This window comes from Pseudomonas sp. Pse1, assembly GCF_024519635.1.
Classification (GTDB): Bacteria; Pseudomonadota; Gammaproteobacteria; order Pseudomonadales; family Pseudomonadaceae; genus Aquipseudomonas.
The window spans coordinates 124,982-146,164 of the sequence record NZ_JALJRO010000005.1 but is presented as its reverse complement, the minus strand read 5'-3'; the positions used below and the strand labels follow the sequence as shown (position 1 = coordinate 146,164).

Genomic DNA, 21,183 nt, shown 5'->3' with positions numbered 1-21,183 from the left:
CCCTACGGCTGAACAGCCCCGAATCAGAAAGAAAGACTTACATAGGCAGGAGATTAAACAAGATGAAAAAGGCAAATCAGGGATGCCTGACGGACCAATAGGCAACGACCTACAGGTCCTACAGGCGAGCTCACAGTCTTGTGTAGATTCGCTGAAATGGCTGACGGGTTACGGCGAGTAGTCAGTCAGTAGCGTTCATTCAGGGCGTTAGTCGTCCAGGCGCGGGACACGGCTGGCGATATCGTCGCCGGTGACGTGGGCGACGGCGCCATCCGCGGCACTGAACAGACGAATAGCCATGAAGTGCGGGCGCTCCCCGCTGTCGAACCAGTGTTTTAAGCCGGCTGGAAGCAGCAGCAGATCATTTTTTTCGCACAGGACGGCATAGATATAGTCGTCGATATGCAGATTGAACAAGCCAAGCCCCATGACGAATAGTCTTACAACGTCCTGCTCATGACGCTGCTCGTAAGGGGGCGCTGAGGGCTGATCGCCGCTTACACTGAGTACCTCCACCCTGTCGTAGCCGCGCTCGCTCATCAGTTGCTCGATTTGCTGCTGATAGGCGCCAACGACCTCATCCTGACTGGCTCCAGCCTGGACTTTCGCCGCGGCGGGCCAACGCTCGAACCGTACGCCGTGCTCGGCCAGGGTCGCGGTGATGTCTTCGCCATGGGTCAGGACCTTGTTCGGCAGATCCAGGCTTGAAATGTGGTAGACAGACAGGCTGCTCATGCAGGTTTTCCTTGTGGGCGACGCGGCCGTGCGGTCATTTAGACCGTACGGACAGCGCCATGGATCAGGTGCAGGACAAAGGGTTCCAGCGCCATGTTCATGGCCTCTCCTCCTGCATACGTGTCGCAATAATAACGGCTGCCGCCAGGGCCGCGACGCTGGCAATACTAAAGGTGAAGGCAGGCCCCAGGGCATTCCAGCTATAGCCGGCATACAAAGCGCCCAGCGCACCACCGGTGCCGGCCAGCGCCGCGTAAAGGGCCTGGCCCTGGCCTTGCTGACGGGCGCCGAAGCTGCGTTGCACGAAGTGGATGGCGGCGGCGTGAAAGCTGCCGAAGGTGGCGGCGTGCAGGATCTGGGCAAACAGCAACACCCAGAGGAATTCGGCAAACGTTCCCAGCAACACCCAGCGCACGGCGGCCAGCAGGAAACTGGCAATCAGCACCCGGCGCACCGAGAACCGCGTGAGAATCCGGCTCATGACCAAAAACACCAGCACCTCGGCGACCACGCCCAGGGCCCAGAGCATGCCAATCACGCCGCGGCTGTAGCCGAGGCGCTCCAGGTGCAGAGTCAGGAAGGTGTAATACGGCCCGTGGCTCATCTGCATCAGCGCCACGCTAGCGTAAAACGCCAACACTCCCGGACTGCGCAATTGCTTGAGAAAGCCCTCGCCTGCCAATCGATGCCCCTGCAACGGTTGCGCGTTGGGCACCCACAGGCTGCTGAGGACAATCGCCGCCATGATCACCACCAAGGCGACCGGGTAGATGTCCAAGCTCAGCCACTCGAACAAACGGCCCAGGGCAACCACAGTAATGATGAAGCCAATTGAGCCCCACAAGCGGATTTGGCTATAGCGCGAGGCCTGGCCCTGCAAGTGCGCCAAGGTGATGACTTCGAATTGCGGCAGCACCGCGTGCCAGAAGAACGCATGCAGCGCCATGACCAACGCCAGCCAGGCGTAGCTTTTGCTGATGAAGATCAACGAGAAGGTCAGCAGCGTGCACACTGCACCAAAGCGCACGATTGCCAGGCGCCGGCCCGTGTAGTCGCCCAACCAACCCCAGATGTTCGGCGCGATGCAGCGCATCAGCATGGGGATGGCCACCAGTTCGCCGATGCGCGCGGCGGAAAAACCCAGGTGATCGAAGTACAGCGCCAGAAAAGGCGCTGTCGAACCGAGCAAGGCGAAATAACACAGGTAAAAACTGGAGAGCCGCCAGTACGGGAGCGCCGCCACGGCCATCAGACCGCAGCGACTTCAGCGCATGGCTTCACAGCTGGCCCAGCACCGGGGTGCTGACGCGCACATCGGCGTTCTGCCCGCGATGGCGCAGCAGGTGATCCATCAAGACGATGGCCATCATTGCTTCGGCGATTGGCGTGGCGCGGATGCCGACGCACGGGTCATGGCGGCCCTTGGTGATGACGTCCACCGGGTTACCGTCGACATCGATCGAACGGCCCGGGGTGGTGATGCTCGAGGTCGGCTTCAGCGCCAAGTGGGCGACGATCGGCTGGCCCGAGGAAATGCCACCGAGGATGCCGCCGGCGTTGTTGCTGAGGAAGCCTTCAGGGGTCAACTCATCGCGATGCTCGGTGCCGCGCTGGGCCACACTGGCAAAACCGGCACCGATTTCCACGCCCTTGACCGCGTTGATGCTCATCAACGCGTGGGCCAGTTCGGCATCGAGACGGTCGAAAATCGGCTCGCCCAAGCCAGGCTTGACGCCTTCGGCGACCACGGTGATCTTCGCGCCCACGGAATCCTGATCACGGCGCAGTTGATCCATGTAGGCCTCAAGTTCTGGCACTTTGTCCGGATCAGGGCTGAAAAAGGCGTTCTGTTCCACCGAATCCCAGGTCTTGAACGGGATTTCGATCGGGCCCAACTGGCTCATGAAGCCACGAATGACGATGCCCTGGGTGGCCAGGTACTTTTTCGCAATCGCCCCGGCCGCCACGCGCATTGCGGTTTCGCGGGCCGAACTGCGGCCGCCGCCACGGTAGTCGCGCTCGCCGTATTTGTGGTGGTAGGTGTAGTCGGCGTGGGCCGGTCGGAACAGGTCCTTGATCGCCGAGTAGTCCTTGGACTTCTGGTCGGTGTTGCGAATCAACAGGCCAATCGCGCAGCCGGTGGTGCGCCCTTCGAACACCCCGGAGAGGATTTCGACTTCGTCGGCTTCCTGGCGCTGGGTGGTGTGGCGGCTGGTGCCCGGTTTGCGGCGGTCGAGGTCGCGCTGCAGATCGTCCAGGGACAATTCGAGGCCCGGCGGGCAGCCATCGACAATGGCGACCAACGCCGGACCATGGCTTTCGCCCGCGGTGGTGACAGTGAACAGCTTGCCGTAGGTATTGCCGGACATGCAGGGCGCTCCGTGAAATCGCTGAACTAAGTGCGCGCCAGTATACGCAGGCTATACCGGTAGATCACCCTCGAACCTTATTGATGCTTGCGAGTCCAACCGACACCTAATCGATGATGGCGTGATGATGCTGCGAGTAATTGCCTTGAGTCTGGCCCTGATTGCCGGTCTGCTGCCCCACGTGGCCCAGGCCGCGGTTCTGCAACGTCCCGTCAGCCTGGACACCGGCAGCGGTGAGCTGTTTGGCACCTTGCTGCTGCCCGAATCCGCGAAACCGGTTCCGGTGGTGCTGATTATTTCCGGATCCGGCCCCACCGACCGCAACGGCAACAATCCTGATGGCGGCAACAATGACAGCCTCAAGCGCCTGGCCTGGCTGCTGGCCAAACACAACATTGCCAGCGTGCGCTACGACAAGCGCGGTGTGGCGGCGAGCCTGGCCGCCACACCGGATGAGCGCAACCTGAGTCTTGAGGCTTACGTCGCCGACGCCGTTGCCTGGGGTAAGCAACTCAAGACCGACTCGCGCCTCGGGCCGCTGATTCTGTTGGGGCACAGCGAGGGCGCGCTGGTCGCCACCCTCGCCGCCCCGCAAGTCGATGCCGCCGGCGTTATCTCCCTCTCAGGCAGCGCACGACCGGTGGATCAGGTACTGCGCCAGCAATTGGCCGAACACCTGCCGCCGCCCTTGCAGGCCCGTGCCAATCAATTACTGGACAGCCTCAAGGCCGGCCGGGTCGATACCGACGTGCCGGCGCCGTTGCAAGTGATTTTCCGCCCCAGCGTCCAGCCGTACCTGATCAGCCTGTTTCGCCAGGACCCGGCAGCCGCCTTTGCCCGACTGAAAATGCCGGCACTGATTATCCAGGGCAGCAACGATGTGCAGGTCGGTGTCGCTGACGCGCAAATGCTCAAGGCGGCCAAGCCCGACGCACAACTGGCAGTGATCGAGGGCATGAATCACGTGATGCGCATCGTCCCCAACGACCTCAAGCGCCAGTTGGCGTCCTATAAGGATCCACAACTACCACTGGCCGCCGAACTCGGCACACGGATCCTCGGCTTTATTGACGGCATTCGCCCAAGTTAAGCCGGTTTTACCCTCCAGTCCTGGAAAAAGCGGCCGATAAGCCGGTGTCGACAGCCCTTTGGCGGTCGACACGCAGAGCTTGGACAGGACCTTGCCGTTATGACTGAAACCCAAAAAGCCCCCGACACCGCTGCCGATACCGCGCCAGCCGAAACGGTTGACCTGCCGTGGGCGGACGTCCAGGCCGAGCATCACCGCATGCTGCGCCTGGCGCCGCTGAAAACCGATCGTGCGACCGGGGGCCGGCCTTTGCGCTTTGTCGAGTTCGGCTATGCCGAGCGCAACAACCATCAGCACAGCCTGCTACGCCTGAGCATTAACCTGCCGTGGCAGAAGGTGCGCAAGGAGCAGAACCACCTCGACGTCTGGGTCGACCACGAACTGCGTCGCGTGCACTTTCGCCCGGATACCGGCCTGCAGGTCGAACCCATGAACCGCGGCATCGGTCGTTTCCTCGCCGCCCAGGGCATTACCTGGGCAAAGAGAAAATGGTCGAGCTACAGCTTCGATGCCATCGATCTGAGCAATAAAGATGCGCTGGTGGAAGACACTCGCCTGCGCCGCGACCACTTTCTGCGGGTCCAGGGTTTCGATGTGGTTTATGCCGACGCCCAGCATCTGAAGGGTAGCGTCAGGGAAGGCAAGGTTGGCGATCTGCTGGGAGACTGGAACAACGAGAAGCTGCAGTTCGTGGAGATCCTCGAAGCCGCACAGATGCTTCAGCAGGCCGAGCAGAATCTGGCCGAGCAGGAAGTCAAACTGCAGAAGCAGGAAGAGACAGTGAGCAAGTTCAAGCGTGAGGAAACCGGGCTGCGCTTCACTATTACCTGTCTGGTGGCGTTCGCCATGTTTCAGGCCGGGTTGCTGATCTGGATCGCGACCCACCGCTAGATCCCTGCAGGAGCATGCTGCTCCTGCAGAAACTCAAGCCGTCAGACCCGTGACGCGAACAACGCCTGGTGCGCGCGGCATTGTTCGGCGCTGAGCATGAACACGCCGTGGCCACCGCGCTCGAACTCGAGCCAGGCGAAGTCCACTTCCGGGTACAGCGCCTCGACGTGCACCTGGCTGTTACCCACCTCGACGATCAACAGGCCCTTGTCATTCAAGTGGTCCGCCGCTTGCGCGAGCATTCGGCGCACCAGGTTCAGGCCATCGTCGCCACAGGCCAGGCCCAGCTCCGGCTCGTGCTGATATTCGTCCGGCATGTCGGCGAAGTCTTCGGCATCGACATAGGGCGGGTTGGACACGATCAAGTCAAAACGCTGGCCCGGCAGCCCATCGAAGCCATCGCCCTGGACGGTGTAGACACGCTCGTCGACGCCGTGGCGCTCGATGTTCTGATTGGCCACTTCCAGTGCTTCGAACGACAAATCGGCCAACACGACTTCAGCGTCCTGGAACTCGTAGGCACAAGCGATGCCGATGCAACCGGAACCGGTGCACAGGTCGAGAATCCGTGCCGGCTCGCCATCCAGCCAGGGGGCAAAACGGTTTTCGATCAGTTCGCCAATCGGCGAACGCGGGATCAGCACGCGCTCGTCGACGATGAACGACATGCCACAAAACCAGGCTTCGCCCAGCAGATACGCGGTGGGGACGCGATCCTCGATACGGCGCTTGAGCAAGCGTTGCAGATTCACCAACTCGTCTTCTTCCAACGCGCAGTCCAGATAGCTGTCTGCGATTTCCCAGGGCAGGTGCAAGGCCCCCAGCACCAGTTGCCGGGCTTCGTCCCAGGCATTGTCGGTGCCATGGCCGAAAAACAGATCCTCCCCATGAAAGCGACTGACGGCCCAACGAATATGGTCGCGCAAAGTGCGCAGGCGGGAAGTGATCACGGGGTAGACTCCTGAAAAAACGACCGGCGATTCTAACAGCCTAAACCGGCCCCGACGATGCGAGAAAGAAACCTCGGGAAAATGTAGGATTTCTCGCTTTTTTCAGCTTTTGATTGAACATTCACTCAGCGCAGGACAGGCTACAGGCCAGCAACGACGGTGCCTACGATGGTAGCGATTCACAGAAACGCTCAGCCAGAGGACAATGTCGCAAAAGCCCCACTCGAAGGAGCCCTCGAATGTCCGTTCCAAAGACGATGTTTCAACTCAGCGGTCGTGGTTATGCGCCAGCCAATCTGGCCCAGGCGACGCTGGTGATCATCGACGCCCAGAAAGAATATCTCAGCGGTCCGCTGGCCCTGTCCGGCATGGACGCAGCTGTCGACAACATCAAGCAGTTGCTCGCCGCCGCCCGCAAGGCCGGCCGCCCGATCGTGCATGTCAGCCATCGCGGCACCGTCGGCGGGATGTTCGACCCCAATGGCGAGCGCGGCCAGTTCATTCCCGGGCTGGAACCGGAAGTCGATGAAATCCGCATTGAAAAGATCCTGCCAAGCGCCTTCCATGGCACGGGCCTGGAAAAGATTCTCCAGGATCGTGGCCCGCTCGACCTGATCGTCTGCGGTTTCATGAGCCACTCCAGCGTCAGCACCACGGTGCGTGCTGCGAAAAACCTGGGCTTTCGCTGCACCCTGGTGGAAGACGCCTGCGCCACCCGCGACCTGCCTTACAAGGGCGGTGTGCTTTCGGCCGAGCAGGTCCAGCAGACCGAAATGGCAATCATGGCTGACAACTTTGCCACCCTGGCCTTGACCCAAGACCTGATCTGATCGCCCGTTTTGAGCGGCGGCAACCGCCGCTCATCCGCAAAAGCCTCTCATTTCTTCTAATTGACTTAGCCTCAGGAACAAGCCGGGCAACTCCCGGTCGAAGGGCCGATATCATTGAGGAAGGTCGGAATGAAAATATCCGATGGATTTGACGCTCGCCGCTTGCGCCCCAAAGGGCCGCGCAACTGGCGTTATCGCTTTGGCGCCGCCTTCGCCGCCCTGCTCGCCACCCTTGGCGTGCTGTCGGCCATGGCCGGGGCCGCCAGTCTGCTGGGTCACCCGCCCGCCCTGCGCGACCTGAACGCCAGCCCGCTGGGTTCGGCGATCATCCTGGTGGTCGGCTTGCTGCTGCTCTATCTCGGCATTGCGTTCTGGCGTCGCTGCCGGCGCCGCATGCGCCAACCCCGCGAGCTGAACATGGCCCCGCATTTGATGAAAAAACACGACTGAGTCGAGCGCCAGGCGTTTTGCTGCGCCCGATTCGCCCGGACTTGGGTAAACTGGCCGCCCTTCGCGGAGGCTGACATGCAAGACGACGATTTTTCCCTGTTCAAAAGCTCGATCCAAGGCGTCAAGCCGATCAAGCACGACCGCGCCGACACCGGCAAACCCAAGACTGACCGGGCGCAGATTGCCAAGCTGCGGCAAGCGGCGACCGTGCGCACCGACGTCGCCGCCGTCGATGGCCTGTCCGACCAGTTCGTGATCGATGTCGGCCCCGAAGACGAGCTGATGTGGGCTCGCGACGGTGTGCAGGAAAGCCAGATGCGCAAGCTGAAGATCGGGCAGATCCCGTTCGAAGGCAGCCTCGACCTGCACGGCATGACCGTGGAAAAGGCCAGGGAAACCCTCTGGGCGTTTCTCGCCGAAGCGACAAAATTCGAAATCCGTTGCGTGCGCGTCACTCACGGCAAGGCCGTGCGCCTGGACGGCAAGCGACCGATGATCAAAAGCCACGTCAACACCTGGCTGCGCCAGCATCCGCAGGTGCTGGGCTTCACTTCCTGCCAGGCCCGACATGGCGGTGCCGGCGCGGTGTATGTGATGCTCAAACGCACCATGATGGAAGGTCGCGACGAGTAAAGCTGATGCATCACGCTTGCAGCGCCGTGTTTGCCACCGTACCCTTGCCCTTTGCGTAAAATCCCACAGGTAGATTCATGTCCCTGGAACAGAATTACACCGCGATTCTCGGCCAATTGGGCGAGGACGTCTCCCGCGAAGGCCTGCTCGACACGCCAAAGCGTGCCGCCAAAGCCATGCAGTACCTTTGCCGCGGCTATGAACAAACACTTGAAGAAGTCACCAACGGTGCCTTGTTCAGCTCCGACAACAGCGAAATGGTGCTGGTCAAGGACATCGAGTTGTACTCGCTGTGCGAACACCACCTGCTGCCTTTCATCGGCAAGGCGCACGTCGCCTACATCCCGAGTGGCAAGGTACTGGGTCTGTCTAAAGTCGCGCGGATCGTCGATATGTACGCCCGCCGCCTGCAGATCCAGGAAAACCTCAGCCGCCAGATCGCCGATGCTGTGCAGCAAGTGACCGGCGCCCTGGGCGTTGCGGTGGTGATCGAGGCCAAGCACATGTGCATGATGATGCGCGGTGTGGAGAAACAGAATTCCTCGATGATCACTTCGGTGATGCTCGGCGAGTTCCGCGAAAACGCGGCGACGCGCAGCGAGTTTCTCAGCCTGATCAAGTAATCAGGCAACGAAGAAAACCGGCATTCATCGCCGGTTTTTTTTCGCCCGCAAAAAATCAGGTAAGCTGCGCGCCTTTCCCATTTGCCCCGTGAGGCTTGTATCGTGTTCGTCAAAGCGCTTCGTGTCGGCCTCGGCCAGTTGATCATCTTCGTCGACTTCATCACCCGTCCGGCGAAAAAGCAGCGCCCTGCCGCCGCCCAGGCCCAGGTCGAAGCTGCCGCCAAAGACCTGACCCTGTATCAGTTCCACGCCTGCCCGTTCTGCGTGAAAACCCGCCGCACCCTGCGCCGCCTGAACGTGCCGGTGGCCCTGCGCGATGCGAAGAACAGCGAGCAGGACCGCCAGACGCTGCTGGAGCAAGGCGGCAAGATCAAGGTGCCGTGCCTGCGCATCGAAGAAAACGGCCAGACCACCTGGATGTATGAATCCAAGGTGATCATTGATTATCTGGATAAGCGCTTTGCGGCGGCTTGACTGATCAAGCAGCTTTTGTAGGAGCTAGACTGCTCCGGGTGGCGTTCCGACGAAGAACCTGAGGACACCGCGTGCACTCTGGATGCCCGCGTTATCGTTCACGACCTTCGCCGGCAAGCTGGCTCCTACAGGTTCTGCTGCACTCCCCCCTCAAGCAGCCTTTGCTGCCTGCGCCTCCCGCACCACCGCCGCCAACCGCTTCAACCCCTCATCCAGGCGCGCCGGGTCGATATGGCTGAAGTTCAGCCGCAGATGACCCGGATGGCGATCCGGTTCCGGGAAGAACGGCTCGCCGGGCATGAACGCCACATCATTGTCCAACGCTGCCTTGAGCAACGTCCGGGTATCCAGCGGCTGCTTGAGTGTCAGCCAGAAGAACAACCCGCCTTGCGGCATGTTCCAGTCCGCCAGGTCGGCAAAGTGTTTTTCCAGTGCGGCCTGAAAGCTGTCACGACGGCCCCGGTAGAAATCGCGCAACTCACCCAGGTGATCACGCAGACGCTCGCTACCGATCCATTGCATCGCCTGCCACTGGCCAACCCGGTTGGTGTGCAGGTCCGCTGACTGCTTGAGACGCAGCAGGTGCGGGAACAGGTCCGCACTGGCGATCAGATATCCGACACGCAGGCCCGGCAGCAGAGTCTTCGACACGGTGCCGGTGTAGATCCAGCTGGCCTTCTTCAAGCGACTGACGATCGGCGTGGCATTGCCGCCATCAAACGTCAGCTCGCGGTACGGCTCGTCCTCGATCAGGGTCACGCCAAACTCGTCGAGCAACGCCGCCACGGCATCGCGCTTGGCCTCGCTGTAGCGCACCGCCGAGGGGTTCTGGAAAGTCGGAATCAAATAGATGAACGCCGGGCGGTGTTTGCTCAGGCGCGCGCGCAACTCCACCAGGTCCGGACCGTCGGCTTGCAGCGGCACGGTCAGACAGTCAGCGCCGAACAGCTGAAAAATTTGCAGGGCGGCGAGATACGTCGGCGCCTCGAGCATGATCTCGGTGCCCTTGTCGATGTACAGCTTGGCCGCCAGGTCAAGGGTTTGCTGGGAGCCGCTGACCACCAAAACCTGACTCGCTTCGCAGGGCACACCCAAAGCCCGCGCCTCGGCCGCCAAGGCTTCGCGCAAGGCCGGCTCGCCCTCGCTCATGCCGTACTGACCGATCGATACCGGCATCTGCGTCCAGTCGACCTTCGGCAACATCGCCTCCGCCGGCAAGCCGCCAGCAAAGGACATGACTTCCGGGCGCTGGGCTGCGGCGAGGATTTCACGGATCAGGGAGCTTTTGAGGCGCGTTACACGTTCGGAAAATGCCATGGGGACCACCGGTAGCAAAGGCCAAGGGAATTAAGTCAAACTGGTTGACCGAAATTACGACAAGCCGAGGGAATACGTCAACATGCTTGACCTTAAAAACCCGATTTCTCAGCAGCAGGCCATGGAAGCGTTTTTCTTCGGCTACCAGGCCTTCACCGCCAAGGCCGACGAAATGCTCGAACGCCGGGGCTTGAGCAGGGTTCATCAACGCATCGTGTTCTTCATCGCGCGCTATCCGAATCTGAGCGTGAAAGAGTTGCTGGCGCTGCTGGGCGTCAGCAAGCAGGCGCTGAACATGCCGCTGCGGCAACTGCAGGAAATGCATCTGGTGAACAGCGTCGCGTCCGCCACCGACAAGCGCAAACGCCTGCTGGAACTGACCGACGAGGGCGCGCGTTTCGAGCAGGCGTTGCGCCGCGAGCAGGTGAAACTGCTGGAACGGGTATTTGCCGAGGCTGGGGAAACGGCGGTGAATGGCTGGTTGGCGGTGAATCTGGCGCTTGGAAAAAGCCAGGCGGCTCCCGAGTAGTTGATGCCCTCGAGAAATTTTCGCCAACCCTGTGGAGCGATATAGCCCTTTCAGCAAAACTTTCGTCGACAAAATCAAAAACATTATTTGCTTTATTTGTATACAAAAGCATAATTCGCTGCGTGCGAGTTCCTGACCCATTAGTCAACAAATTCGCAAATGCCTCAAAGAGCCGCTGCCCACCTCTGTGTCCGGCTCTGGAAATAACAATAAAACTGTTGAGGAGTACTCGCTGTGGAAAGCCGCAAATCCGAAGCATCGCCGCTGGATCTCTCGCCGCCCCTACGCACAGGTCTGCTGGAGCGCTTGTTCAAACTCAGCGTGCATGGCACCACGGTGAAAACCGAGCTGATCGCAGGCCTGACAACCTTTATCACCATGGCCTACATCATCTTCGTCAACCCCAACATCATGGCCGACGCCGGGATTGATCACGGCGCCGCCTTCGTCGCCACCTGCATCGCCGCCGCACTCGGTTGCCTGTTGATGGGCCTGTACGCCAACTGGCCCGTCGGCCTGGCGCCAGGCATGGGGCTCAACGCCTTCTTTACCTACACCGTGGTCGGCACCATGGGCTACAACTGGGAAACCGCACTGGGTGCGGTGTTCGTTTCCGGCGTGTTGTTTATGTTCCTGACCTTCTCGCGCATCCGCGAGTGGTTGCTCAACAGCATTCCAGTGAGCCTGCGCTTCGCCATGGGCGCCGGTGTCGGTCTGTTCCTTGGCCTGATCGGCCTGAAAACCGCCGGCATCGTGGTCGACAGCCCGGCCACCCTGATCAAGATCGGCAACCTGCGCGAGCCGGGCCCGCTGCTCGCCGCCATCTGCTTCCTGATGATTGCCATCCTCAGCTACCACCGGGTATTTGGCGCGATCCTCATCAGCATCATTACTGTGACCCTCGCAGGTTGGGGTCTGGGCCTGGTGCATTATGAAGGGATCATGTCGGCACCGCCGAGCCTGGCTCCGACCTGGATGGCCATGAACGTTGCCGGCGTGTTCAACGTCAGCATGATCAGCGTCGTCCTGGCCTTCCTCTTTGTACACATGTTCGATACCGCCGGCACCCTGATGGGCGTCGCACAACGGGCCAATCTGGTGGGTGCGGACGGCAAGATCGAAAACCTCTCTCGCGCCATGAAAGCCGACAGTGCTTCCAGTGTGTTCGGTGCGGTGGTCGGTGTTCCGCCAGTCACCAGCTATGTGGAAAGTGCCGCAGGTGTTGCAGCCGGTGGCCGTACCGGTCTGACCGCTGTCACTGTCGGCGTGCTGTTTGTTGCGGCGATGTTCTTCGCACCGCTGGCTGGCATGATTCCGGCATACGCTACCGCTGGCGCGCTGATCTACGTGGCGATGCTGATGATGGGCGGGATGGAACACATCGAGTGGGACGATGCCACCGACAGCATTCCGGCTATTGTCACCGCAATCATGATGCCCCTGACCTTTTCGGTTGCCGACGGCATCGCCCTGGGTTTCATCACCTACGTGGCGCTGAAGGCCGGTACCGGCAAGTACAAGGAAATTTCGGTTAGCCTGTGGGTACTGTGCGCGATCTTTATCGCCAAGTTCATTTTCTTGTAACGGTTTCAAGCGTGACCCAGCCTCACCCCGTCGGGTGGGGCTTTTGCACATATGGAGGAAAGTGATGAGTCTGGAAACCTGGCTGCTGTTCAGTGGCGCCGCTCTGGTGGTAATCCTGATCCCGGGACCCCTGTCGTTGTTGATGATCAGCAACAGCCTGAACTATGGCTTGCGCCGTTCCTACCCGGCATTTCTCGGCGGCGTGTTCGCTTCGATCTGCCTGCTCAGCGCCTCAGCACTGGGGCTCGGCGCCCTGCTGCTGGCCTCGGAACAACTGTTCAGCGCACTGAAGATCGTCGGCGCCCTGTACCTGTTCTACCTCGCCTGGCAAAGCTGGCAGCAGTCACGGCAACCGGCGCACGCCACCGAAGTGCCGCAAGCGCCACCGGTGCCGCGCTTTCGCGCACTGTTCGGGCGCGCATTTGTGCTGGGAGCGAGCAATCCGAAGGACATCCTGTTCTTCGCCGCCTTCCTGCCGCAATTCCTCAATGCCCAGCAGCCATTCCTGCCGCAGTTGCTGATCATGATCGCCACCTGGACCCTGCTGGACCTGTGCTGCAAGCTCGCCTACGGCCTCGGCGCCCACGGCGCGGCGCGCTACCTGCGTAGCGGCAAGGGCCAGAGTTGGTTCAACCGGATCAGCGCCGGGCTGTTTGGTGGGGCGGGGGCGGCTTCGTTGTTGAGCCGATAATCAAGCGCTTCGCCGGCAAGCCGGTTCCTACAAGGGTTTGTGCACGCTCACATGTTCGGCTGTCAGTACCAACCCTTGTAGGAGCTGGCTTGCCAGCGAATGGCGGCACTGCAGTGTGTCAGACCCTATGCCTTCGCCGGCAAGCCGGCTCCTACAGCCGCGCATCGCAACGAAACGCCCGCCCAGCCAGCACCTTTCTCAAGGACGAAAAAAAGCCCGCAGTGTGAGCGGGCGAATGACCAAAGAAGCTATGTGCGCAGGATTCGTGGGGGGAGAGTCCTAGCTTCCTCTGTAGGTCGAATAGCTGTACGGCGAGATCAGCAGCGGCACGTGGTAGTGGTCCTGCTCAGCAGAAATGCCGAAACGCAGGACCACCACGTCGAGAAACGCCGGCTCCGGCAATTGCACACCGCGTGCGCGGTAGTAGTCGCCGGCGTGAAACTGCAGCTGATAAACCCCGGAACGGTAGTCATCGCCTTGCAACAACGGTGTATCGACACGGCCATCGCTGTTGGTCAGTGCGCTGGCGACCAATTCCAGCTGCGAACCTTCAACGCGGTATAACTCGATCTTGATCGAGCTGCCCGGGCAACCGTGTGCGGCATCCAAAACGTGTGTAGTCAAACGTCCCATTGATTCTGCGGGCCCGTCTGCGTGTGTCGCAGCCAGACTTCGCACCTCCCGGAGTCAGTTGAAATGAAGGCCGCCACCTTTCGGTGCAGGAAAAGCGGCGGCGAGCGACTGATTAAGACATTTTCAAGAAAAATTGTACACAATAAATTCGACATTTTTTCAGTGAATCTCCGACGCGCCCTGTTTAGCTGCAAAAGTCGGCAAAGTCTTAGGCTATAGAGAGCTCTGGCCCAATAGCTGATCAATCAGGCAGGTTTTTTGCAGTACCACCTGAAGATGACAAATGGTGAAAAATGCAAAAAATCGGGCTTACAAATCGCGCATAAAGTTGTATACAATCACTCCATCGTTGTGACGCCAGCCTTTCATCACAGGTTCAGGCCCCCACACCAACCCTTATCGCGCCCCGGCAAACCCGAACAAGAAGGAAGACTGCAGTGAGCGACTACCCACGCGACCTGATCGGTTACGGCAGTAACCCTCCCCACCCACACTGGCCGGGCAATGCCCGCATTGCCTTGTCGTTCGTCCTCAACTACGAAGAAGGCGGCGAACGCAACATTCTGCACGGCGACAAGGAATCCGAAGCTTTCCTCTCGGAAATGGTTTCGGCGCAACCGCTGCAAGGCGAGCGCAACATGAGCATGGAGTCGCTGTACGAGTATGGTAGCCGTGCCGGCGTCTGGCGGATTCTCAAGCTGTTCAAGGAATTCGACATTCCGCTGACGGTATTCGCCGTGGCCATGGCCGCCCAGCGCCACCCGGATGTGATTCGCGCCATGGTTGAAGCCGGCCACGAAATCTGCAGCCACGGCTACCGCTGGATCGACTACCAGTACATGGATGAGGCGCAGGAGCGCGAGCACATGCTCGAAGCCATCCGCATCCTCACCGAAGTCACCGGCGAGCGCCCACTGGGCTGGTACACCGGCCGCACCGGCCCGAACACCCGGCGTCTGGTGATGGAAGAAGGCGGTTTCCTCTACGACTGCGACACCTACGACGACGACCTGCCCTACTGGGAACCGAATAACCCGACTGGCAAGCCGCACCTGGTGATCCCTTACACCCTGGACACCAACGACATGCGCTTCACCCAGGTCCAGGGCTTCAACAAGGGCGACGATTTCTTCGAATACCTCAAGGATGCGTTCGACGTGCTTTACGCCGAAGGCGCCGAAGCGCCGAAAATGCTCTCGATCGGCCTGCACTGCCGGCTGATCGGCCGTCCGGCGCGTCTTGCTTCGCTCAAACGCTTTATCGAATACGCTAAAAGCCACCAACAGGTGTGGTTCAGCCGCCGCGTCGACATCGCTCGTCACTGGCAACAAACCCACCCGTACCAAGGGGCGTCGAAATGACCACCTTCCAAACCCTGCAACCCTCGACGCTGAGCCGTGACGCCTTTGTCGCCGCTTTCGCCGATATTTACGAACATTCGCCATGGGTCGCCGAAAAGGCCTTTGACCTGGGCCAGGACGCTTCGATCGACCAGATCGAGACCCTGCACCAGCGCATGAGCGATATCCTGTTGAGCGCCGATCACGCCAGTCAGCTGGCACTGATCAACGCTCACCCGGACCTGGCCGGCAAAGCTGCCGTCCAGGGCCAGTTGACCGAAGCCAGCACCAATGAACAAGCCGGCGCCGGTATTCACCAATGCACGGCCGAAGAGTTCCAGCGCTTCACCGAGCTGAACGATGCCTACAAGGCCAAGTTCAAGTTTCCCTTCATCATGGCGGTAAAAGGCAGCAACCGGCATCAGATCCTCGCAGCGTTCGAAACGCGCATCCACAACCCGGTCGACACCGAGTTCAAGTGCGCGCTGGCGGAGATCAACAAGATCGCCCTGTTCCGTTTACTGACCCTATAGCAAGCCTGGCCCCCAAGGATTCAAGAACGCCGAATCCGGCCCGGGCCTCGCAAGCATCCCAAGCCACTTATTCAAAGGCAGACAAGAAGAATGAAAGCTTACGCCGTACCTTTCGAGAAGTTCGTCAACCTGGCCGATGCCCGCCTGGGCACCAAGATCATCTCGGTCACCGATGACTGGTTCGCCGACGCCAACCGCCTGTTCCAGCCGACCCCGGCCGTATGGAAGGAGGGCGTGTTCGATGACAACGGCAAGTGGATGGACGGCTGGGAGTCGCGTCGCAAGCGCTTCGAAGGCTACGACAGCGCCGTGATCCGCCTGGGCGTACCAGGCTCGATCAAGGGCGTGGACATCGACACCTCATTCTTCACCGGCAACTTCCCGCCATCGGCGTCCCTGGAAGCCTGCTTCCTGGCCTCTGGCGAGCCTGATGCCAACACCCAGTGGACTGAAGTGCTGTCCGCCGTCGAGCTGCAAGGCAACAGCCACCACTACCACGAGATCAGCAACGACCAGGCGTTCAGCCACCTGCGCTTCAACATCTACCCGGATGGTGGTGTCGCCCGTCTGCGTGTGTACGGCGTGCCGTTCCGCGACTGGTCGGCAGTGGGCGACAACGAGCAAGTCGACCTGGCAGCCGCCCTCAACGGTGGTCGCGCCCTGGCCTGCTCCGACGAACACTTCGGTCGCATGAGCAACATCCTCAACCCGGGCCGTGGCATCAACATGGGCGATGGCTGGGAAACCGCCCGTCGTCGCACGCCAGGTAACGATTGGGTGATCGTCGCCCTGGGTCACCCGGGCGAGATCGAAAAAATCGTCGTCGACACCCTGCACTTCAAAGGCAATTACCCGGACAGCTGCTCGATCCAGGGCGCGTTCGTCAAAGGCGGTACCGACAGTCAGATCGAAACCCAGTCGCTGTTCTGGCGCGAACTGCTGCCAAGCCAGAAGCTGGAAATGCACGCTGAACACACCTTCGCCGAGCAGATCAAGGCCCTGGGCCCGATCACCCACATCCGCCTGAACGTGTTCCCGGATGGTGGCGTGAGCCGCCTGCGTGTACTGGGCAAGGTCGCTAAATAAGCAGTGAAGCCATTCGCGAGCAGGTCGAATCGTCGCACCGTCGCTCCCACATTTGGAATGCAATCCCCTGTGGGAGCCAGCCTGCTCGCGAAGGCGTCAGAACAGTCAACACAGAATTCGGATAAGAAGAACAGCATGCGCACACTACAGATTGAACCGCTGACCAAAGAAGCCTTCGCTCCTTTCGGTGACGTGATCGAAACCGACGGCAGCGATCACTTCATGATCAACAACGGTTCGACCATGCGCTTCCATAAACTGGCCACGGTGGAAACCGCCAAGCCAGAAGACAACGCGATCATCAGCATCTTCCGCGCCGACGCGCAGGACATGCCGCTGACCGTGAGCATGCTGGAGCGCCATCCGCTGGGCAGCCAGGCTTTCATTCCGCTGCTCGGCAACCCCTTTCTGATCGTGGTCGCGCCACTTGGCGATGAACCTGTATCAGGCTTGGTCCGCGCCTTCGTCACTAACGGCAGGCAGGGCATTAATTACCATCGCGGCGTTTGGCACCACCCGGTGCTGACGATCGAAAAGCGGGATGACTTCCTGGTGGTTGATCGCAGTGGCACAGGCAACAACTGCGATGAGCATTTTTTCAAAGAGGATGAGCGTCTGATCCTTGCCCCCCACCAATAAGAGAAGGTCTGAACACTCGATAACAGAGTGACAGGCGAGAGGTAAAGACTGTGGAAGCACATCTGTACGAATGGCTGAACCTGAGCGTGCGCTGGGTTCACATGATCACTGGCGTCGCCTGGATTGGCGCGTCCTTCTATTTTGTCTGGCTGGAAAACAACCTCAATCGGGTCAACCCGAAGAGTGGCCTGGCCGGCGATCTCTGGGCAATTCACGGTGGCGGGATCTACCACCTGGAGAAATACAAACTGGCTCCACCGACCATGCCGGACAACCTGCACTGGTTCAAATGGGAAGCCTATTTCACCTGGATGTCGGGTATCGCGCTGCTGTGCGTGGTGTTCTACTCCAACCCGACGCTCTACCTCCTGGCACCGGGCAGCAGCCTGAGCGGCCCTGAAGGTGTGCTGCTGGGTATCGGCTCGCTGTTCGCCGGCTGGTTCATCTACTCCTTCCTGTGCGACTCGGCCCTGGGCAAACGCCCTGCCCTGCTCGGCTTCATCCTGTTCGTACTGATCATTGGCGCCGCCTACGGCTTCAGCAAAGTGTTCAGCGGTCGTGGTGCCTACCTGCACGTCGGCGCGATCATCGGCACCATCATGGTCGGTAACGTGTTCCGCATCATCATGCCGGCCCAACGGGCACTGGTAGCGGCGATTGCCGAGAACCGCACGCCGGATCCAGCGCTGCCCGCCAAAGGCCTGCTGCGTTCGCGTCACAACAACTACTTCACCTTGCCCGTGCTGTTCATCATGATCAGCAACCACTTCCCGAGCACCTACGGCAGCCAGTACAACTGGTTGATCCTGGCCGGGATCGCGGTGCTGGCGGTGTTGGTGCGCCACTACTTCAACACCCGTCATGACAGCCACAAGTTCGCCTGGACCCTGCCGGTTGCTGCGGTTGGCATGATCAGCCTGGCCTACGTCACCGGTCCTGCACCGATGAACAGCCCGGAAGTGGCCAAGGCCCCGGCGAAAATCGAGTACCAGCCGTTGCCGGAAACTGCAGTCGGCGGTGGCGCCAAACCGGCTGCCGCGACGCCGGCTGAAACCCCTGCCGCTGCACCGGCCCAGGCGTCCAACGCCGGTCCGGGTTTCGACAAGGTGCACTCGGTGATCCAGGAACGCTGCGCGGTCTGCCACTCGGCCAAACCCACCAGCCCGTTGTTCAGCGCTGCGCCCGCCGGTGTGATGTTCGACACCCCCGAGCAGATCCGCCAGAACGCGCCACGGATCCAGGCCCAGGCCGTCACCACGCAGATCATGCCACTGGGCAACATCACCCAGATGACCCAGCAGGAACGTGACCTGATCGGCGCCTGGATTGTGCAGGGAGCCCCGACCAATTAATCGTTGAAAAGCATCGCGAGCAGGCTCACTCCTACACAGTTTTGTAGGAGCTAGCCTGCTCGCGATCGTCCGCACTGCGGTCACCCTGATGCACAAAATCACAAGAATAAAAAAGATCCGAGGTGTTGCATGTCCGTGTCATCCAAAGCGCGCATCCCCGACGCACCTGCCATTCAGCGACTGCCCCTGTTGCAACTGATCCTCGTGGGTCTGCAACACGTTTTGCTGATGTACGGCGGTGCCATTGCGGTGCCGCTGATCATCGGACAGGCCGCTGGCCTGAGTCGTGAAGAAATCGCCTTCCTGATCAACGCCGACCTGCTGGTCGCCGGTATCGCCACCATCGTCCAGTCGCTGGGGATAGGCCCCATGGGCATTCGCATGCCGGTGATGATGGGCGCCAGTTTCGCGGCCGTCGGCAGCATGGTCGCCATGGCCGGGATGCCCGGTATCGGCCTGCAGGGGATTTTCGGCGCGACCATCGCCGCCGGCTTCTTCGGCATGTTGATTGCGCCGTTCATGTCCAAAGTCGTGCGCTTCTTCCCGCCGCTGGTGACCGGCACGGTCATCACCTCGATCGGTTTGTCGCTGTTCCCCGTGGCCGTGAATTGGGCTGGCGGTGGCGGTACCAGCGCCGAATTCGGTTCACCGATCTACCTGACCATTTCCGCCCTGGTGCTGGCCTGCATCCTGCTGGTGCACCGTTTTATGCGCGGCTTCTGGGTGAACATTTCGGTGCTGATCGGCATGACCCTGGGTTACCTGCTCTGCGGCCTGATCGGCATGGTCGATCTGAGCGGCATGGACAACGCGCCCTGGCTGCAATTCGTCACGCCGCTGCACTTCGGCATGCCCAAATTCGAACTGGCACCGATCCTCTCGATGTGCCTGGTGGTGGTGATCATCTTCGTCGAGTCCACCGGGATGTTCATCGCCCTGGGCAAGATCACCGGCCAGGAAGTGTGCCCGCGTATGCTGCGCCGTGGCTTGCTATGTGATGCCGGCGCGTCGTTCTTCGCCGGCTTCCTCAACACCTTCACGCATTCTTCGTTCGCCCAGAACATCGGCCTGGTGCAGATGACCGGCGTGCGCTGCCGCTCGGTGACCATCGTCGCCGGTGGCCTGCTGATCCTCCTCAGCCTCTTGCCCAAAGCGGCGTTCCTGATTGCTTCGATTCCACCGGCGGTGCTCGGCGGCGCGGCGATCGCGATGTTCGGCATGGTAGCGGCAACCGGGATCAAGATCCTCCAGGAAGCCGACATCGGCGACCGCCGCAATCAACTGCTGGTGGCGGTGAGCATCGGCATGGGCCTGATCCCCGTGATGCGCCCGGACTTTTTCGCCCACCTGCCCCTGTGGATGAGCCCGATCACCCACAGCGGCATCGCACTGGCCACCGTCAGCGCGCTGACCTTGAACCTGCTGTTCAACATTCTCGGCGGCAGCGAACGCGCGGCGGTCAATGACTGTCAGGCCCACTGAAGTAACCAGGCACGACTCCTGTAGGAGCGAGCCTGCTCGCGATGACGGCATCAGCCACACCATCACTGCTGACTGACACGCCGCTTTCGCGAGCAGGCTCGCCCCCACAAAAAATAAAAACAAATAGGGAGCAACACATGATTCGGATGCAAACCCACTTGCTGTTGGCAGGAGGTCTGTTGGCCGCGAGTCAGGCTATGGCCGGCGATCTGCTGCTGTGGCAGACCAACAGCCTAAGCTACCTGTACGGCAAGGACTTCGTGGTCAACCCACGGATCCAGCAGACGATCACCTTCGAACACGCCGACCGCTGGAAGTACGGTGACAACTTCCTGTTCGTCGACAGCACCTATTACAACGGCGAGAAAGACCGCAACAAAGGGGTCCACGCCTACTACGGCGAGTTCAGCCCGCGCCTGTCCTTCGGCAAGATCTTCGACCGGCGTTTCGAATTCGGCCCGATCAAGGATGTCCTGCTGGCGATGACCTACGAGAACGGCGAAGACGACACCGAAGCCTACCTAATCGGCCCAGGTTTCGACCTCGCGGTCCCTGGCTTCAACTTCTTCACCCTGAACTTCTACAACCGCCACACCGAAGGCTCCCGCGCCGGCGACAACGTCTGGCAGATCACCCCGGCCTGGTCCTACACCGTACCTGTGGGCAATTCGAGCCTGCTGCTCGATGGCTACATCGACTGGGTGGTGGACAACGACGAAAACCGCCACGGCATCTACCACGCCAACCTGCACTTCAACCCACAAATCAAGTACGACCTGGGCAAGTCCCTGGGCTGGCGCGAAAAGCAGGTCTATGTCGGCGTCGAATACAGCTACTGGAAAGATAAATACGGCATCGAAAACACCTCCAACTTCGACACCAACGAAAACACCACCAGCCTGCTGGTGAAGGTGCACTTCTGAAATGACCCGCAACCACGCCCCAATCCTGT

Annotated in this window: 23 protein-coding genes; 17 read left to right on the top strand and 6 right to left on the bottom strand. The window is 60.5% G+C overall.

Annotation, left to right across the window (positions count from 1 at the left end):
• Positions 1–207: 207 nt before the first annotated feature.
• The 3 genes from NR126_RS09865 to aroC all read right to left on the bottom strand — a co-directional run bounded on the left by NR126_RS09865 (position 208) and on the right by aroC (position 3,104).
• On the bottom strand, positions 208–735 hold the full coding sequence (locus NR126_RS09865; RefSeq protein WP_256830104.1) for an acireductone dioxygenase: 528 nt from the start codon (positions 733–735) through the stop codon (positions 208–210).
• A 97-nt stretch (positions 736–832) separates the two neighbouring features.
• Positions 833–1,984 carry an MFS transporter gene (locus tag NR126_RS09860; protein WP_177327265.1) on the bottom strand — a complete coding sequence of 384 codons (1,152 nt, stop codon included), beginning with the start codon at positions 1,982–1,984 and terminating at the stop codon, positions 833–835.
• A 28-nt stretch (positions 1,985–2,012) separates the two neighbouring features.
• Positions 2,013–3,104, bottom strand: coding sequence for a chorismate synthase (aroC, locus tag NR126_RS09855; protein WP_027620052.1), 1,092 nt, complete (start codon positions 3,102–3,104; stop codon positions 2,013–2,015).
• A gap of 79 nt (positions 3,105–3,183) precedes the next feature.
• Here aroC and NR126_RS09850 point away from each other — a divergent pair, with 79 nt between their 5' ends.
• A complete protein-coding gene (locus NR126_RS09850) occupies positions 3,184–4,194 on the top strand; it encodes an alpha/beta hydrolase (RefSeq protein WP_081786395.1) in 1,011 nt (336 codons plus the stop codon).
• 99 nt (positions 4,195–4,293) lie between these two features.
• The gene (locus tag NR126_RS09845) at positions 4,294–5,085 is read left to right on the top strand and encodes a hypothetical protein (protein ID WP_256830103.1); all 792 of its coding nucleotides are present in this window, start codon (positions 4,294–4,296) and stop codon (positions 5,083–5,085) included.
• 41 nt (positions 5,086–5,126) lie between these two features.
• On the opposite strand, the gene prmB is transcribed toward NR126_RS09845, so the two are convergent.
• Positions 5,127–6,035: a 50S ribosomal protein L3 N(5)-glutamine methyltransferase gene (gene prmB / locus NR126_RS09840; protein WP_256830102.1), complete on the bottom strand. Its 909-nt coding sequence runs from the start codon at positions 6,033–6,035 to the stop codon at positions 5,127–5,129.
• Between the two features lie 239 nt (positions 6,036–6,274).
• Between prmB and NR126_RS09835 the strand changes: the two genes are divergently transcribed.
• The 5 genes from NR126_RS09835 (at position 6,275) to NR126_RS09815 (ending at position 9,045) form a co-directional block, all read left to right on the top strand.
• Positions 6,275–6,865 carry a cysteine hydrolase family protein gene (locus NR126_RS09835; RefSeq protein WP_027620048.1) on the top strand — a complete coding sequence of 197 codons (591 nt, stop codon included), beginning with the start codon at positions 6,275–6,277 and terminating at the stop codon, positions 6,863–6,865.
• Between the two features lie 129 nt (positions 6,866–6,994).
• Entirely contained in the window at positions 6,995–7,315 is a 321-nt protein-coding gene (locus tag NR126_RS09830) for a hypothetical protein (protein WP_027620047.1), read from the top strand.
• Between the two features lie 75 nt (positions 7,316–7,390).
• Complete coding sequence (locus NR126_RS09825; RefSeq protein ID WP_027620046.1) at positions 7,391–7,948, top strand: Smr/MutS family protein; 558 nt, start codon at positions 7,391–7,393, stop codon at positions 7,946–7,948.
• Between the two features lie 77 nt (positions 7,949–8,025).
• Positions 8,026–8,571 (top strand): GTP cyclohydrolase I FolE, encoded by a 546-nt coding sequence (folE, locus tag NR126_RS09820; protein ID WP_003204506.1) that lies wholly within the window; start codon positions 8,026–8,028, stop codon positions 8,569–8,571.
• A 102-nt stretch (positions 8,572–8,673) separates the two neighbouring features.
• Positions 8,674–9,045: a glutathione S-transferase N-terminal domain-containing protein gene (locus tag NR126_RS09815; protein WP_027620045.1), complete on the top strand. Its 372-nt coding sequence runs from the start codon at positions 8,674–8,676 to the stop codon at positions 9,043–9,045.
• A gap of 150 nt (positions 9,046–9,195) precedes the next feature.
• On the opposite strand, the gene NR126_RS09810 is transcribed toward NR126_RS09815, so the two are convergent.
• Positions 9,196–10,362 (bottom strand): PLP-dependent aminotransferase family protein, encoded by a 1,167-nt coding sequence (locus tag NR126_RS09810; protein ID WP_027620044.1) that lies wholly within the window; start codon positions 10,360–10,362, stop codon positions 9,196–9,198.
• Between the two features lie 82 nt (positions 10,363–10,444).
• On the opposite strand from NR126_RS09810, the gene NR126_RS09805 reads away from it, so the two are divergent.
• From NR126_RS09805 to NR126_RS09795, 3 genes are all read left to right on the top strand, one after another.
• On the top strand, positions 10,445–10,891 hold the full coding sequence (locus NR126_RS09805) for a MarR family winged helix-turn-helix transcriptional regulator (RefSeq protein ID WP_027620043.1): 447 nt from the start codon (positions 10,445–10,447) through the stop codon (positions 10,889–10,891).
• Positions 10,892–11,125: 234 nt separating this feature from the next.
• Positions 11,126–12,475 carry an NCS2 family permease gene (locus NR126_RS09800; protein WP_027620042.1) on the top strand — a complete coding sequence of 450 codons (1,350 nt, stop codon included), beginning with the start codon at positions 11,126–11,128 and terminating at the stop codon, positions 12,473–12,475.
• A gap of 64 nt (positions 12,476–12,539) precedes the next feature.
• Positions 12,540–13,166 (top strand): LysE family translocator, encoded by a 627-nt coding sequence (locus NR126_RS09795; protein ID WP_027620041.1) that lies wholly within the window; start codon positions 12,540–12,542, stop codon positions 13,164–13,166.
• Between the two features lie 279 nt (positions 13,167–13,445).
• On the opposite strand, the gene uraH is transcribed toward NR126_RS09795, so the two are convergent.
• Positions 13,446–13,799, bottom strand: a complete 354-nt coding sequence (gene uraH, locus NR126_RS09790; protein ID WP_105753792.1) for a hydroxyisourate hydrolase — start codon at positions 13,797–13,799, stop codon at positions 13,446–13,448.
• Positions 13,800–14,236: 437 nt separating this feature from the next.
• Here uraH and puuE point away from each other — a divergent pair, with 437 nt between their 5' ends.
• The 7 genes from puuE (at position 14,237) to NR126_RS09755 (ending at position 21,154) form a co-directional block, all read left to right on the top strand.
• Positions 14,237–15,160, top strand: a complete 924-nt coding sequence (puuE, locus tag NR126_RS09785; RefSeq protein ID WP_027620039.1) for an allantoinase PuuE — start codon at positions 14,237–14,239, stop codon at positions 15,158–15,160.
• Entirely contained in the window at positions 15,157–15,672 is a 516-nt protein-coding gene (gene uraD / locus NR126_RS09780; RefSeq protein ID WP_027620038.1) for a 2-oxo-4-hydroxy-4-carboxy-5-ureidoimidazoline decarboxylase, read from the top strand. The genes puuE and uraD overlap by 4 nt, the downstream gene beginning before the upstream one ends.
• A gap of 90 nt (positions 15,673–15,762) precedes the next feature.
• The gene (gene alc / locus NR126_RS09775; protein WP_027620037.1) at positions 15,763–16,758 is read left to right on the top strand and encodes an allantoicase; all 996 of its coding nucleotides are present in this window, start codon (positions 15,763–15,765) and stop codon (positions 16,756–16,758) included.
• Positions 16,759–16,893: 135 nt separating this feature from the next.
• Positions 16,894–17,397 (top strand): ureidoglycolate lyase, encoded by a 504-nt coding sequence (locus tag NR126_RS09770; protein ID WP_150735271.1) that lies wholly within the window; start codon positions 16,894–16,896, stop codon positions 17,395–17,397.
• Positions 17,398–17,447: 50 nt separating this feature from the next.
• A complete protein-coding gene (locus NR126_RS09765) occupies positions 17,448–18,749 on the top strand; it encodes a urate hydroxylase PuuD (protein ID WP_105753793.1) in 1,302 nt (433 codons plus the stop codon).
• A gap of 129 nt (positions 18,750–18,878) precedes the next feature.
• Entirely contained in the window at positions 18,879–20,231 is a 1,353-nt protein-coding gene (locus NR126_RS09760) for a nucleobase:cation symporter-2 family protein (RefSeq protein WP_105753794.1), read from the top strand.
• A gap of 137 nt (positions 20,232–20,368) precedes the next feature.
• Positions 20,369–21,154, top strand: coding sequence for an outer membrane protein OmpK (locus NR126_RS09755; protein ID WP_256830101.1), 786 nt, complete (start codon positions 20,369–20,371; stop codon positions 21,152–21,154).
• Positions 21,155–21,183: the final 29 nt, after the last annotated feature.

Excerpts from the sequence above, each read along its gene's own strand:
- NR126_RS09865 (WP_256830104.1), bottom strand. The coding sequence starts at position 735 with ATGAGCAGCCTGTCTGTCTACCACATTTCAAGCCTGGATCTGCCGAAC.
- NR126_RS09860 (WP_177327265.1), bottom strand. The coding sequence starts at position 1,984 with ATGGCCGTGGCGGCGCTCCCGTACTGGCGGCTCTCCAGTTTTTACCTG.
- aroC (WP_027620052.1), bottom strand. The coding sequence starts at position 3,104 with ATGTCCGGCAATACCTACGGCAAGCTGTTCACTGTCACCACCGCGGGC.
- NR126_RS09845 (WP_256830103.1), top strand. The coding sequence starts at position 4,294 with ATGACTGAAACCCAAAAAGCCCCCGACACCGCTGCCGATACCGCGCCA.
- NR126_RS09835 (WP_027620048.1), top strand. The coding sequence starts at position 6,275 with ATGTCCGTTCCAAAGACGATGTTTCAACTCAGCGGTCGTGGTTATGCG.
- NR126_RS09830 (WP_027620047.1), top strand. The coding sequence starts at position 6,995 with ATGAAAATATCCGATGGATTTGACGCTCGCCGCTTGCGCCCCAAAGGG.
- NR126_RS09825 (WP_027620046.1), top strand. The coding sequence starts at position 7,391 with ATGCAAGACGACGATTTTTCCCTGTTCAAAAGCTCGATCCAAGGCGTC.
- folE (WP_003204506.1), top strand. The coding sequence starts at position 8,026 with ATGTCCCTGGAACAGAATTACACCGCGATTCTCGGCCAATTGGGCGAG.
- NR126_RS09810 (WP_027620044.1), bottom strand. The coding sequence starts at position 10,362 with ATGGCATTTTCCGAACGTGTAACGCGCCTCAAAAGCTCCCTGATCCGT.
- NR126_RS09805 (WP_027620043.1), top strand. The coding sequence starts at position 10,445 with ATGCTTGACCTTAAAAACCCGATTTCTCAGCAGCAGGCCATGGAAGCG.
- NR126_RS09795 (WP_027620041.1), top strand. The coding sequence starts at position 12,540 with ATGAGTCTGGAAACCTGGCTGCTGTTCAGTGGCGCCGCTCTGGTGGTA.
- uraH (WP_105753792.1), bottom strand. The coding sequence starts at position 13,799 with ATGGGACGTTTGACTACACACGTTTTGGATGCCGCACACGGTTGCCCG.
- uraD (WP_027620038.1), top strand. The coding sequence starts at position 15,157 with ATGACCACCTTCCAAACCCTGCAACCCTCGACGCTGAGCCGTGACGCC.
- alc (WP_027620037.1), top strand. The coding sequence starts at position 15,763 with ATGAAAGCTTACGCCGTACCTTTCGAGAAGTTCGTCAACCTGGCCGAT.
- NR126_RS09770 (WP_150735271.1), top strand. The coding sequence starts at position 16,894 with ATGCGCACACTACAGATTGAACCGCTGACCAAAGAAGCCTTCGCTCCT.
- NR126_RS09760 (WP_105753794.1), top strand. The coding sequence starts at position 18,879 with ATGTCCGTGTCATCCAAAGCGCGCATCCCCGACGCACCTGCCATTCAG.
- NR126_RS09755 (WP_256830101.1), top strand. The coding sequence starts at position 20,369 with ATGATTCGGATGCAAACCCACTTGCTGTTGGCAGGAGGTCTGTTGGCC.